At 75.1% G+C, this 12,395-nt stretch carries 11 protein-coding genes; 6 read left to right on the forward strand and 5 right to left on the reverse strand.

Annotation, left to right across the window (positions count from 1 at the left end; all coding sequences use genetic code 11):
* Nucleotides 1–100 precede the first annotated feature (100 nt).
* From ACH4SE_RS24435 to ACH4SE_RS24455, 5 genes are all read left to right on the forward strand, one after another.
* Nucleotides 101–3,643 carry a discoidin domain-containing protein gene (locus tag ACH4SE_RS24435; RefSeq protein WP_398545590.1) on the forward strand — a complete coding sequence of 1,181 codons (3,543 nt, stop codon included), beginning with the start codon at nucleotides 101–103 and terminating at the stop codon, nucleotides 3,641–3,643.
* A 179-nt stretch (nucleotides 3,644–3,822) separates the two neighbouring features.
* Nucleotides 3,823–4,689, forward strand: coding sequence for a molybdate ABC transporter substrate-binding protein (gene modA / locus ACH4SE_RS24440; protein ID WP_398545591.1), 867 nt, complete (start codon nucleotides 3,823–3,825; stop codon nucleotides 4,687–4,689).
* A gap of 92 nt (nucleotides 4,690–4,781) precedes the next feature.
* Nucleotides 4,782–5,645, forward strand: a complete 864-nt coding sequence (locus ACH4SE_RS24445) for an ABC transporter permease (RefSeq protein WP_398545782.1) — start codon at nucleotides 4,782–4,784, stop codon at nucleotides 5,643–5,645.
* Nucleotides 5,642–6,736, forward strand: coding sequence for an ABC transporter ATP-binding protein (locus ACH4SE_RS24450; RefSeq protein ID WP_398545592.1), 1,095 nt, complete (start codon nucleotides 5,642–5,644; stop codon nucleotides 6,734–6,736). The genes ACH4SE_RS24445 and ACH4SE_RS24450 overlap by 4 nt, the downstream gene beginning before the upstream one ends.
* Before the next feature lie 389 nt (nucleotides 6,737–7,125).
* Nucleotides 7,126–7,845 carry an alpha/beta hydrolase gene (locus tag ACH4SE_RS24455; protein WP_398545593.1) on the forward strand — a complete coding sequence of 240 codons (720 nt, stop codon included), beginning with the start codon at nucleotides 7,126–7,128 and terminating at the stop codon, nucleotides 7,843–7,845.
* 152 nt (nucleotides 7,846–7,997) lie between these two features.
* Here the strand turns inward: ACH4SE_RS24455 and ACH4SE_RS24460 are convergent, their stop codons facing one another.
* Nucleotides 7,998–8,495, reverse strand: coding sequence for a GNAT family N-acetyltransferase (locus tag ACH4SE_RS24460; protein WP_398545594.1), 498 nt, complete (start codon nucleotides 8,493–8,495; stop codon nucleotides 7,998–8,000).
* A gap of 47 nt (nucleotides 8,496–8,542) precedes the next feature.
* On the opposite strand from ACH4SE_RS24460, the gene ACH4SE_RS24465 reads away from it, so the two are divergent.
* On the forward strand, nucleotides 8,543–9,286 hold the full coding sequence (locus tag ACH4SE_RS24465; protein ID WP_398545595.1) for a maleylpyruvate isomerase family mycothiol-dependent enzyme: 744 nt from the start codon (nucleotides 8,543–8,545) through the stop codon (nucleotides 9,284–9,286).
* Nucleotides 9,287–9,319: 33 nt separating this feature from the next.
* Here ACH4SE_RS24465 and ACH4SE_RS24470 read toward each other — a convergent pair whose 3' ends face one another.
* The 4 genes from ACH4SE_RS24470 to ACH4SE_RS24485 are packed head-to-tail and all read right to left on the reverse strand — an operon-like array spanning nucleotide 9,320 to nucleotide 12,391.
* On the reverse strand, nucleotides 9,320–9,796 hold the full coding sequence (locus ACH4SE_RS24470) for a VOC family protein (RefSeq protein ID WP_398545596.1): 477 nt from the start codon (nucleotides 9,794–9,796) through the stop codon (nucleotides 9,320–9,322).
* A complete protein-coding gene (locus ACH4SE_RS24475) occupies nucleotides 9,793–10,335 on the reverse strand; it encodes a GNAT family N-acetyltransferase (RefSeq protein ID WP_398545597.1) in 543 nt (180 codons plus the stop codon). The genes ACH4SE_RS24470 and ACH4SE_RS24475 overlap by 4 nt, the downstream gene beginning before the upstream one ends.
* 10 nt (nucleotides 10,336–10,345) lie before the next feature.
* Nucleotides 10,346–11,050: a helix-turn-helix domain-containing protein gene (locus tag ACH4SE_RS24480; protein WP_398545598.1), complete on the reverse strand. Its 705-nt coding sequence runs from the start codon at nucleotides 11,048–11,050 to the stop codon at nucleotides 10,346–10,348.
* Between the two features lie 36 nt (nucleotides 11,051–11,086).
* Nucleotides 11,087–12,391, reverse strand: coding sequence for a YihY/virulence factor BrkB family protein (locus ACH4SE_RS24485; RefSeq protein WP_398545599.1), 1,305 nt, complete (start codon nucleotides 12,389–12,391; stop codon nucleotides 11,087–11,089).
* Nucleotides 12,392–12,395 lie beyond the last annotated feature (4 nt).

Here is a 12,395-nt window from a genome sequence, read left to right on the forward strand (position 1 = left end):
GCACGGGCATTGACACCGCTTCGGGACGTCCGTGAAACTCCCCCGGGAGAGCGCTCTCCAAGCTTCGTACGAGGCCCGACCCCCCCCCATGGAGATGCATATGAGCCTCCTGTCCCCCGCCCGGCGGGGCGTCCGGCGCAGAAGACCGTTACTGACCGCGATGGTGGCGGCCGTGGTCGCCGTGGCCGGGGCGATCACCGCCGCGACCGGCACCGCGCACGCCGCCCCCACACTGCTGTCGCAGGGCAGGACCGCGACGGCCTCCTCCACCGAGAACGCCGGCACCCCGGCCTCCGCGGCCGTCGACGGCAACACCGGCACCCGCTGGTCGTCCGCGGCCGGCGACCCGCAGTGGCTCCAGGTCGACCTGGGCGCCACCGACACCCTCACCTCCGTCTCGCTCAACTGGGAGACGGCCTACGCCACGGCGTTCAGGATCCAGGTCTCCGACAACGGCCAGACGTGGACCGACGCCTACTCCACCACCACCTCCACCGGCGGCCTGCAGACGATCCCCGTAAACGCTTCCGGCCGCTACGTCCGGATGTACGGGACGGCCCGCGCCACCGGATACGGCTACTCCCTGTGGGAGTTCCAGGTCTACGGCAGCACCGGCGGCACCGGCCCCGGCACCTGCGGCACCGCCGACGCCGCGCAGGGCAGGACGGCGACGGCCTCCTCCACCGAGAACGCCGGCACCCCGGCCTCCGCGGCCGTCGACGGCGACACCGGCACCCGCTGGTCGTCGGCGGCGAGCGACCCGCAGTGGCTCCAGGTGGACCTCGGCTCGTCGCAGACCGTCTGCCAGGTGGTGCTCACCTGGGAGACGGCGTACGGCACCGCCTTCCGCATCCAGGTCTCGAACGACGCGCAGACCTGGACGGACGTCTGGTCCACGACCACCGGCAAGGGCGGCGTCCAGACCCTCGACGTCTCCGGCACCGGCCGCTACGTGCGGATGTACGGCACCGCGCGGGCGACCGGGTACGGCTACTCCCTGTGGGAGTTCCAGATCCGCACCACCTCGGGCGGCGGCACCACCACACCGCCCCCCACCGACCCCGGCGGCGGTGACTTCTCCGGCACCGTGATCTCCGCCTTCAAGCAGGTCACCGCCTCCTCCTACGAGGGCGGCAACGCCCCGGCCGCCGCCCTCGACGGCCGGACGACCACCCGCTGGTCCAGCCTGGCCGGCGACAACCAGTGGCTCCAGGTCGACCTGGGCGGCACCGGCACCATCAGCGGCCTCGTGCTCAACTGGGAGTCGGCGTACGGCACCGGCTACCGCGTCGAGGTCTCGGACAACGGCACCTCGTGGACGCAGCTCTACGCGACCACGACCGGCAAGGGCGGCATCGAGAAGCTGCCCGTCACCGGCAAGGGACGCTACGTGCGCCTCACCGGCACCGCCCGCGCCACCGGATACGGCTACTCCCTGTGGGAGTTCCAGGTCTACGGCACGGTCGACACCTCCACCGCGGCCCCGCCGCTGCTGTCGGGCCCGACCAAGGCCCCCGCCACCACGGGCCAGTTCCAGCTGTCCGCGCCCGCGGACAAGGCGATGGTCACCACCACCCGCCGCCCGCAGCTGAGCTGGAACGCGGTCTCCGGCGCCGCCCACTACGAGGTGTGGATCAACATCAGCCGCACCGACTACGACTGGACGGCGTCCGGCAACCTGCTGGACCTCTACACCAAGGTGGCCGAGCCCACCGGCACCGCGTACACCCCGAGCTGGGACATCACCGACCGCTGGACGTACAGGTGGTTCGTGGTGGCCGTGACCGGCTCGGGCGCCAGGACCACCTCCGACATCCGGCAGTTCAGCGTCTACCTGCCGGACGTCGAGCAGGTCGCGGACGGCGTCAACGTCGTCAACGGCGCCCGCGACCTCAACAAGGACGGGCAGATCGAGCCGTACGAGGACTGGCGGCAGCCGGTCGCCGTACGGGTGAACGACCTCCTCGGGCGCATGACGCCGGAGGAGAAGGCCTACCAGATGTTCTACAACGTCCAGAGCTACCCGATGTCCGGCTGGCACTTCGGGCCGGCGCAGCCGGGGGACCTGGACACCGTGCTGAAGTCCACCGCCGCGACCCGGCTCGGCATCCCGCCGGTCTCCGCCGGGGACACGACCGCGGGCTACCAGACCACCTACCCGCTGCAGAGCACGCTGTCGGCGGGCAAGGACTACCCGCTCGACTACCGGCTCGGCGACATGCAGCGCAGGGAGGAGCTGGAGGTCGGTGCGCGCGGCACCCTGTCGCCGCTCGCCGAGGTCGGCACGAAGGTGCTCTACCCGCGCATCCAGGAGGGCGGCGGTGAGAACGCCGACGTCGCGGCCGCGCAGCTCAAGGCGCTGGTCGCCGGTCTCCAGGGCGGCCCGGAGCTGAACCCGTCCTCGGTGCTGGCCACGGTCAAGCACTGGCCGGGCGAGGGCGCCGGCGGCGAGGCGGGCATCGTCTACGACGCGACGACGATCAAGTACCACATGATCCCGTTCCGGGCGGCGATGGAGGCCGGCGCGGTCAACATCATGCCGGGCTACGCGGGCAGCTCCTACCTCGACCCGGGCGGCCCGGGCGCGGGCGACAGCGCGAAGATCCTCACCTACCTGCGGCAGAACATGGGCTACACCGGTCTGATCACCACGGACTGGCTGCCGTCGGGCGCGTGGGTCAACGCGGCCAACGCCGGCTCCGACGTGATGGGCGGCGCCGACCCCGGGGCCGCGGGCTTCACCATGGCGTCCTTCGAGCAGAACGTGCCGCAGTCCCGGATCGACGACGCGGTCAAGCGGATCCTCACGCTCAAGTTCGAGCTGGGCATCTTCGAGCACCCGTACGGCGACCCGGTCAACGGCCCGTACCGCTTCCACCAGCCGTCCTACGCGCAGCTGGCCAACCAGGCCTCCCGCGAGTCCGAGACCGTGCTGAAGAACGACGGTGTGCTGCCGCTCAAGCTCAACGCGGGCGACACCGTCGTGGCGGCCGGCGACCGGGCGACGGACGGCGCGGCCTGCTGCATCTGGTCCAGCTACTTCCACCCGGACTACGGATCCCTGGACCAGCTCGACGCCCTCAAGGCGAGAGCCGCGCAGAGCGGGGTGAACGTCGCCCAGGGCACGGCGGCCAACCCGAAGGTCGCGGTGCTCTACGTCGGCGAGCCGTCGTACACCCACGCCACGGCCTGGCCGGACACCCAGCCGTACCTGCCGGCCGACCAGCTGGCGCTGATCCAGCAGTACAAAAACCAGGGGCTCAAGGTCGTCGTCGTGCTGACGCTGCCGCGGCCCATCGTGATCAGCGACTGGAACAACCTGGCCGACGCCATCGTGGTCACCTACCGCGGCGGCGAGGAGGTCGGGCCCGCGACGGCGAGCCTGCTCTTCGGCGACTACACCCCGCGCGGCCACCTGCCCTGGCAGCTGCCGCGCAGCCTGGACCAGGTCCTCAAGCCGGGCGGCGGCGACAACCAGGCCGACGCCAACGAGGCGTGGGACCTGCCCTACGACCTCGGCGCGACCGACGCCGAGCGGGCGGACATCCGGGCGAAGATCGGCGCGGGCCAGACGGTGCCGCCGACGTACGGCAACCCGCTCTACCAGTACGGCGCCGGGCTGACGAGCTGGGCGACGGGCTGATCCCGCCGTCCCGGCCCTGACCGCCGGCCGCGCCCCGGGCCGTCCCGGCCCGGCGGCGCGGCCGGCTCCGTTCCCGGCCCCCGGGTCTCGCCCCTGCTCACCGCAGGCGCGAGGTCTGGGGGCCGGATCGTTTGGATTCTGCAATGCGGACGGCCCTGTCCTCCTCGCACCTGCGTTCTATGATCGTGTGCGGCCGGCACGCCCGCGTGCGGCAGAGAGGACGACATTCCGTGACATCCCGTTCCGCACGCCGCCGCACGCCGCCCCTCGCCGTGGGCGGCGCCGCGCTGCTGCTGGCACTCACCGCCTGCTCCTCCTCCGGCGCCTCCGGCTCCGCCCCCTCCTCCTCGGCCACCGCGCCGCAGGAGGTCAGCGGCACGGTCACGGTCTTCGCCGCTGCCTCCCTCAAGGAGAGCTTCACCGAGCTGGGCAGGCGGTTCGAGGCGGCCCACCCGGGGACGAAGGTGACCTTCAGCTTCGGCGGCAGCGACACCCTCGCCGCCTCCCTCACCTCCGGCGCCCCCGCCGACGTCTTCGCCGCCGCGAGCCAGGCGACCATGAGGACGGTCACGGAGGCGGGCGACGGCAGGGGCGCGCCCTCCGTCTTCGCCCGCAACCAGCTGGAGATCGCCACGCCGCCGGGCAATCCGGAGCACATCACCACGCTCGGGGACCTCACGAAGCCCGGCCTCAAGGTCGCGCTGTGCGCCAGGACCGTGCCGTGCGGCGCGGCCGCGCAGAAGGCGCTCACCGCGAGCGGGCTGAGCCTCACGCCCGTCACGTACGAGCAGGACGTGAAGTCGGCGCTCACGAAGGTGGAGCTGAAGGAGGTCGACGCGTCGGTGGTCTACCGGACCGACGTCGAGGCGGCGGGCGGCAGGGTGGACGGCGTGCCGTTCCCGGAGTCGGCGGGTGCGATCAACGACTACCCGGTCGTGGAGCTCGCGCACGCCCCCAACTCCGCGGGCGCGCGGGCCTTCATCGCGCTGGTGAGGTCCGCGGAGGGCCGGCGGGTCCTGGCCGGGGCGGGCTTCCTGAACCCGTGAGCCACCCCTTCTCCGCCGGAGGCGGATCCGAGCCGGGGCCCGGGGGCGGGTCCGAGTCCGCAGCCGGGGCCGGGTCCGGCGCCGGGGCCGCGCTGCCGGGACCGGCGTACGGGGGCGGCCCCCGCCCCGGCAAGGGACCGGCGGCGGCCCGGCGGACGCGCGGGCGCTCCCGGGGCCGGCGCGCTCCCGCCGCGCTCGCGGTGCCCGCCGTGCTCGCGCTCGCGTTCCTCCTCCTGCCGCTCGTCGCGCTGCTGATCAGGGCGCCGTGGCGGAGCATGCCGCAGCAGCTCGCCGGCGCGGCCGTCTGGCAGGCGCTGCGGCTCTCCCTCCAGACGGCGACGCTGGCCACCGCGGTGTCGCTGGTGTTCGGCGTGCCGCTCGCCTGGCTGCTGGCCCGCACATCCTTCCCCGGCCGCCGGCTGGTACGCGCGCTGGTGACGCTGCCGCTGGTGCTGCCGCCGGTCGTCGGCGGTGTGGCACTGCTGCTGGCGCTGGGCCGCAACGGCGTGGTCGGCCGCTGGCTGGACTCCGCGTTCGGGGTGACGCTGCCCTTCACCACGTCGGGCGTCGTCGTGGCGGAGGCGTTCGTGGCGATGCCCTTCCTCGTCATCACCGTCGAGGGCACGCTGCGCGCCGCGGACGTCCGCTACGAGGAGGCCGCGGCGACGCTCGGCGCCTCCCGCCTGACCGTCTTCCGCCGGGTGACGCTGCCGATGGTCGCGCCCGGCGTCGCCGCGGGCGCGGTCCTGGCGTGGGCGCGGGCGCTCGGCGAGTTCGGCGCGACCATCACCTTCGCCGGCAGCTTCCCCGGCCGCACCCAGACCATGCCGCTGGCCGTCTACCTCGCGCTCCAGGACGACCCGGCGGCCGCGATCGCCCTGAGCCTGGTCCTCCTGGCGGTGTCCCTGGCCGTTCTCGCGGGCCTGCGGGAGCGCTGGACGGGAGGTGCACTGTGAGCGCCGCCCCACCCCCCGCCCTGCTCGCCGGCGAGGGCCTCGACGCCCGGCTGGTGCTCGCCCGCCCCGACTTCACGCTCGACGTCGAGCTGGCCGTGCGGCCCGGCGAGGTGCTGGCGCTGCTCGGGCCCAACGGCGCCGGGAAGACCACCGCCCTGCGCGCCCTCGCGGGCCTCGCCCCGCTCACCGGGGGCCATCTGCGGCTGGACGGCGGGACGCTGGAGGAGCCCGCGCTGCGCCGCCGGGCCGCGCCCGAGGACCGGCCGGTCGGCGTGGTCTTCCAGGACCACCTGCTCTTCCCGCACCTCACCGCGCTGGAGAACGTCGCCTTCGGCCCGCGCTGCCACGGTGTGCCGCGTGCCGCCGCCCGGGCGCTCGCCGCGGGGCTCCTCGACCGGATGGGCCTCGCCGATCATGCCGGGAAGAAGCCGCGCCGGCTGTCCGGCGGCCAGGCCCAGCGTGTCGCGCTGGCCCGCGCGCTGGCGACGAACCCGCGGCTGCTGCTCCTGGACGAGCCGCTCGCCGCCCTGGACGCGGGCGCCCGGCTCGACGTACGGGCCGAGCTGCGGCGCCACCTCGCCGCGTTCGAGGCGGTCGCGGTGCTGGTCACGCACGACCCGGTCGACGCGATGGTCCTCGCGGACCGGGTGCTGGTGGTCGAGGGCGGGCGCCGCGTCCAGGAGGGCACCCCCGTGGAGGTCGCCCGCCGCCCCCGTACGGACTACGTCGCCCGCCTCGTCGGCCTCAACCTCTTCCGCGGCCACGCCTGCGGCCGCACCGTCCACCTGGCCCCGGGCCTCACCCTCCCCACCACCGCGGAGCGGGAAGGCCCCGCCTTCGTGGCCTTCCCGCCGTCCGCGGTGACCCTCCACGCCACCCGGGCCGCCGCCGCACAGGCGGGCGCGGCGGTGTGGCCGGTGGCCGTACGCACCCTGGAGTCCCACGCCGACGCCCTCCGCGTCCACCTCACGACGCCGCAGGAGGCCCTCGCCCTGACCGCCGACCTCCCCGCCCACTCCCTCGCCGCCCTCCCCCTGGAGCCCGGCGCCACGGTGTGGGCGGCGCTGCCGGAGGCACCGGCGTACGCGTGAGGGGGAGGAAGCCGCTCGGCGCCGGCGGAAAGCGGAGGGCGCGTTCTCCCGGAGGTCGACACCGCTGGAGGGGTTGCGCGCCGGGCTCCCCCGGAAGGTGCGCACCGGGAACGCGACGATGCCGCAGCCGAAGCGGGTCGCCGCCGGCCCCTGCGTCGTGCCACCGGGGCCGACGGGACGGTCCGTGCGGACGCGTACAGCACCTTCCGGGCGCACGAAACCCTTTGGCGGGCGGCGCCCGCCCCTGCTAACCTCCCCGGGGCCGTGCGAGAGAACGAGGAGGTGGTACCCGTGAACGCAGTGTCGACATGGGTGCTCCCCTCCGGGGTCACGGTCGGGCGGTAGGCCGTCCGGGAGCGCCGTCACGCGTACTCCCGAAAGGCACGACCGTGCATTTCACTTCCGAACACCGCCTCGACGACGGTCTCGTCGAGCGCACATTCACCCTCGGCGAGATCCCCGGCACCCTGTGGACGACGGGATCCGCGCCCGCTCCCCTGATCCTCATGGCCCACAACAACGGCCTGCCCAGGACGGACGCCCGCCTCGTGGCCCGGGCCCGGCTGACGGCCGCGAACGGCTGCACGGTGGCCACCATCGACGCCGCCGGGTGCGGCGACCGGCCGCGCAGCCCCGCCGCCGAGCAGGCCCGCGCCGAGCTGCGGCGGGCAATGCGGGCGGGCGAGCCGACCGACGAGATCTTCGAGTCCCTCGTGGGCCCGCTGGTCGCGAACGCCGTCCCGGAATGGCGCACCGCCCTGGACGCCCTCCTCACGCTGCCCGAGGCCGCGGGCCCGGTCGGCTACTCGGGCTGGACCGCCCTCGGCATCGCCCTCGCGGTGGCCGACCCGCGCATCGCGGCCGCCGGCCTCTTCGCCGGCGGGTACGTCCCGCGCGCGCAGCGCGAGCAGGCCCCAATGGTCAGGGTCCCGCTGCTGTTCCTGCTCCAGTGGGACGACGAGGGCAACCCGCGGCAGCGCGCCCTGGACCTCTTCGACGCCTTCGGCAGCGAGCAGAAGACCCTGCACGCCAACCTGGGCGGCCATCTCGGCACCCCGTCCTTCGAACGGGAGGACGGGGACCGCTTCTTCGCCCGCCATCTGCGGTAGGCCCGATCGCCGCCCCGGCCGTGCCGGGGCGGCGCCTCCGGGCTCCTCGCCCGCGCCGTCGTGGCCGTCCCCGCGCGGGAGCGCCGGGACCCGCCCGCCGGCGGCCCGGGGCCGGGTGCCGCACGCGGGACGAGGCGCCTGCCGCCGCCCGTCTATGCTCCGGCGGGATCCGCCAGGCCGCGCCGGTAGACCAGTCCCGGTTCCCCGGAGAACTCCCGCTCCCCGACGACGGAGAACCCGGACCGCGCCAGCACCGCCCGCGACGCGGCGTTGCCGAGCGTGGTCCCGGCCCGCAGCGACCTCAGCCCGTACCGCCCGGCCGCCAGACCGCACACCTCCGCCACGCCCCACGTCGCGAGCCCCCGCCCGGCCGCCCGTTCGGCGATCCGGTACCCCAGCTCGGCCTCCCCGTCCGCCACGTCCACGAGGTTGACGCGCCCCAGCACCTCGCCGCCGTCACCGACGACGACGTGGAAGTAGCACTCCCCCGCCTCCTGCTCCGCCAGCCGCGCCCGCAGCATGTCGCCGAAGCGCGCGAAGAAGTCGTCCCCCCGGTCGGGCACGGAAGCGGCGAACCAGGCCCGGTTCTCCACCTCGAAGGCGAGCAGCGCGGGGCCGTGGCCGGGGCGGAGCAGCTGGATCTCGGGCACGGGCAGCAATATAGGCAATTCCGCGCCGCCGGGGCAGAATCCGCACCATGCGCACCATCGAACACATCGCCCACCTGCGGCGGGAGGGCGAACTCCTCGCAGACGCCGCCGCGGAGGCGGGCGAGCACGCCGTTGTCCCCACCTGTCCCGGCTGGACGGCCGGCGACCTGGTCCGGCACACCAGCACCTTCCACCGCTGGGCCGCCCGCATCGTCGGCGAGCGGCTGCCGGGGCCCGTCCCGGAGGATCCGATGCCGGCGGAGCCGGTGGGCGAGGCCCTGCTGCCCTGGTTCCTGGAGGGGCACGGCGGCCTGGTCCGTACGCTGCTGGCGGCCGGTCGGGAGACGGAGTGCTGGACCTTCCTGCCCGCGCCGTCGCCGGTGGCGTTCTGGGCCCGGCGGCAGGCGCACGAGACGGCGGTGCACCGGGTGGACGCCGAGTCGGCGCGCGGCGGGACGCTCTCGGCGTTCGACCCGGCCTTCGCCGCGGACGGCATCGACGAGCTGCTGACCGGTTTCCACGCCCGGCCGCGCAGCCGTGTGCGCACCGGGCGGCCGCGTGTCCTGCGGGTGCGGCCCGCCGACGCCGACGCGGTGTGGACCGTCCGGCTCTCGGCCGACGCGCCCCCGCGCACCGAGCGGAACGCGGACGGCCCGGCCGACTGCGAACTGGCCGGCCCGGCGCAGGACCTCTACCTCATGCTGTGGAACCGGCTCCCCCTCGACGCCGTTCCCCTGACCGGCGACGCCGGCCTGGCCGCGCTGTGGCGCGAGAGCTCGGCGATCACCTGACCCCGTGCCGCGCCCGGCGCGGGGCCCGGGCGCTCAGTCGATGCAGAACTCGTTGCCCTCGATGTCCAGCATCGGGATGCACGCGTCCCTGCCGTCGTACAGCGTCTGCACATGGACCGCGCCCAGCGGGAGGAGCCGCGCGCACTCGGCCTCCAGGGCGGCGAGGCGTTCCCCGCCGACGAGGCCGGTGCCGACCCGGACGTCGAGGTGGACGCGGTTCTTGACGGCCTTGCCCTCGGGGACGCGCCGGAAGTACAGCCGCGGTCCCACACCCGTGGGATCCACGCAGGCGAACCAGGAGTCCTGCTCCCCCGGTGGCTGCGCCCGCCGGTGGTCCTCCCACGTGGCGAAGCCCTCGGGAGGCGGCGGTACGACGTACCCGAGCACCTCGCACCAGAAGCGGGCCAGACGCTCCGGCTCCGCGCAGTCGAAGGTGACCTGGAACCGCCTGACGGCAGGCGGCGCGGCGGGCGCGCGGGCCGCGTCCCGGGAGGCGTCCGCCGCGCTCATGACGGCGCCGGGGGCTGCCACTCGTGGGCGAGGAGGCCGAGGACCACCTCGTCCACGAATTCGCCCAGTACCCAGGCGGCGGAGCGGAGGACGCCCTCGCGGACGAAGCCGTTGCGCTCGGCGGCGCGCAGCATCGCGGGGTTGTCGGCGAGGGTCTCGATCTGGAGCCGGTTCAGGCCGCGGACGACGAAACCGTAGTGGCAGAGCACCGAGACCGCGTCGGTGCCGTAGCCCTTGCCGCGGGAGGACGGCAGCATGCTCAGGCCGATGTGGGCGTAGCGGCTGTGGTTGTCGATGCCCCACAGGTTGGCGTAGCCGACGAGGGCGCCGCCGGACAGGTCCACCACGGAGAAGGGGACGTTCCTCGGGTCCTGCTCGTCGGTCGCGTTCCGGGGGTCCTTCGTCCCGGGGGCGAGGGGGCGCCAGGCGGCGCCCTCGGCGCGCGAGGCGGTGACCACGTCGTCGTGGAGCTCGGCCCGCAGGATCGGGATGTCCTCCTCGTGCCGGGCCCGCAGCCCGACCGTACGGCCTCGTAGCATGTCGGCCTTCCTACCGGGCCGGGACGGCCGGCGGCAACCGGATTAGCTCGCCGAGCGGCACGCCCGCGAGCGCGCGGACCTCGCGCGCCAGGTGGGGCTGGTCGGCGTAGCCGGCGTCGGCGGCGACGCGGGCGAAGGGGAGGCCCGCGCGGGCGAGGACCAGGGCGCGCTGGAGGCGCAGGACCCGGCCGAGGGTGCGCGGCCCGTAGCCGAAGGCGGCCTGGCAGCGGCGGCGCAGCTGGCGCTCGCCGAGGCCGCACGCGGCGGCGGCAGCCGTGACGGAGCACCCGGCGGCGAGTGCGGCGCCGACGGCGGCGGGCAGCGGGTCGGGGGTGACCCGGCTCATCCGGGCGGCGGCCCAGGCTTCGAGGGCGGCGGCCGGGCCGGTGTCGGCACGTTCGGCGAGCCGCCGGGCGCGGGCGGCGGGCCAGAGGTCGGCGAGCGGCACCCGGCGGTCGCGGATCTCGGCGGCGGGGACGCCGAGCAGGGCGGGCGCGGTGCCCGGTGCGAAGCGCAGGCCGGTGAAGGTGCTGCCGGGGCGGGCGGTGGCGGCGTACGCGGCGGTGTCGGGTCCGGCGACGAGGAGCGTGCCGTCGTGCCAGACCAGGTCCATGCAGCCGTCGGGCAGGACACGGTAGGGGACGTCCCCGCTGTCCGTGCGGCTCCACACGGTGACGCCGGGGACCGCTCCCGGCCGCTCGCGGTATCCGCCCACGCCACCATGATGCCGCGGCCCACCGGGTGCCGCGGTTCAGTGGTGCCGGTGCTCGTCCCAGCGCGCGGGCTGCGGCGGGTAGGGCGGCGACGGGGGGCCCGGGGGCAGCGGCGGAGGGGCGGAGGGGCGCGGCGGGACCAGCGGGCGGGGGCGGCGGGGCGGGTCGAGGGGCGCGGGGCGCTCCGGCCGGGGGCGGCGGGCGCGCAGCCGGGAGCGGATGTCGGCGGGCGGGAGGACGTCGACCCAGCGCTCGGGGTACTCGGCGGGCGGGTCGGCGTCGGCGTCCTCGGCGTCCTCGCCGTAGCCGCCGTACTCGCCGTTCCCGGCCGCGGCGGCCTGCCGGGCGCGGCGGGCGGCGGCGCGGGCGACGACCTGGGCGGCGGCGGCCTCCTTGCGGCGGTTGTTCTCCTCGCGGGCGGCGGCGGTGGCCAGCGACGGCCACACGCGGTCGACGGCGGCGTTGACGGCGGCGCCGACGAGGACGGCGAAGGCGCTCACACCGATCCACAGCAGGACGGCGATGGGCGCGGCGAGCGAGCCGTAGATGGTGTGGCCCTCGACGGCGTGCCCGAGGTAGATCCGCAGCACGAAGCTGCCCAGCAGCCACAGGAACAGGGCGACGAGCGCGCCGGGCACGTCCTCGTACCACGGCGACCGCACGGGGACGGAGACGTGGTAGAGGGTGGTGAGGAAGGCGACCGAGGCGAGCAGCACGGTGGGCCAGTAGAGGAGGTGCACGGTGCCGGTGACGCCGGGGATCAGGTCGTCGACGGCGCTGGGGCCGACGACGACCAGCGGGAGCACGGCGGCGCCGAGGACGAGCGCGACGACGTAGAGCACGAGGGACATCAGCCGGGTCTTGACGATGCCGCGGCGGCCCTCCAGGCCGTACATGATGGTGATGGTGTCGACGAAGACGTTGACCGCGCGGGAGCCGGACCACAGGGCGATGACGAAGCCGAGCGAGATCAGGTCCGGCCGCCGCCCGTGGAAGACGTCGTCGACGAGTGGTTTGACCAGGTCGTTGACGCCCCTGTCGGACAGAACGGTGCCGGACGCGCTGAGGATGTTCTTGCGTATGTGGTCGATGGTGTCGAGGCCGACGACGGTGTCGACGTAACCGAGGGCGCCGACCAGGCCGAGCAGCAGCGGCGGCAGCGACAGCAGCACGAAGAAGGCCGCCTCGGCGGCGAGGCCGGTGACGCGGTACTCCAGGCACGAGTCGACCGTGTCCTTGAGCAGCAGCCAGCCCACCTTCCGCTTCGAGACGTTGCGGTAGAGCACCCGGGCCCGCCGCCAGCGGCCCGGGCGCCTGTGGCTTCTTTCTTCTGCTGCTTGCACCCCC

The sequence above is a fragment of the Streptomyces sp. NPDC020983 genome (assembly GCF_044333485.1).
In the GTDB taxonomy this organism is placed as follows: domain Bacteria; phylum Actinomycetota; class Actinomycetes; order Streptomycetales; family Streptomycetaceae; genus Actinacidiphila.

What these genes read in the sequence shown, in the direction of transcription:
- ACH4SE_RS24435 (WP_398545590.1), top strand. Translation starts at nt 101, where the DNA reads ATGAGCCTCCTGTCCCCCGCCCGGCGGGGCGTCCGGCGCAGAAGACCG.
- modA (WP_398545591.1), top strand. Translation starts at nt 3,823, where the DNA reads ATGATCGTGTGCGGCCGGCACGCCCGCGTGCGGCAGAGAGGACGACAT.
- ACH4SE_RS24465 (WP_398545595.1), top strand. Translation starts at nt 8,543, where the DNA reads ATGCGCACCATCGAACACATCGCCCACCTGCGGCGGGAGGGCGAACTC.
- ACH4SE_RS24470 (WP_398545596.1), bottom strand. Translation starts at nt 9,796, where the DNA reads ATGAGCGCGGCGGACGCCTCCCGGGACGCGGCCCGCGCGCCCGCCGCG.
- ACH4SE_RS24475 (WP_398545597.1), bottom strand. Translation starts at nt 10,335, where the DNA reads ATGCTACGAGGCCGTACGGTCGGGCTGCGGGCCCGGCACGAGGAGGAC.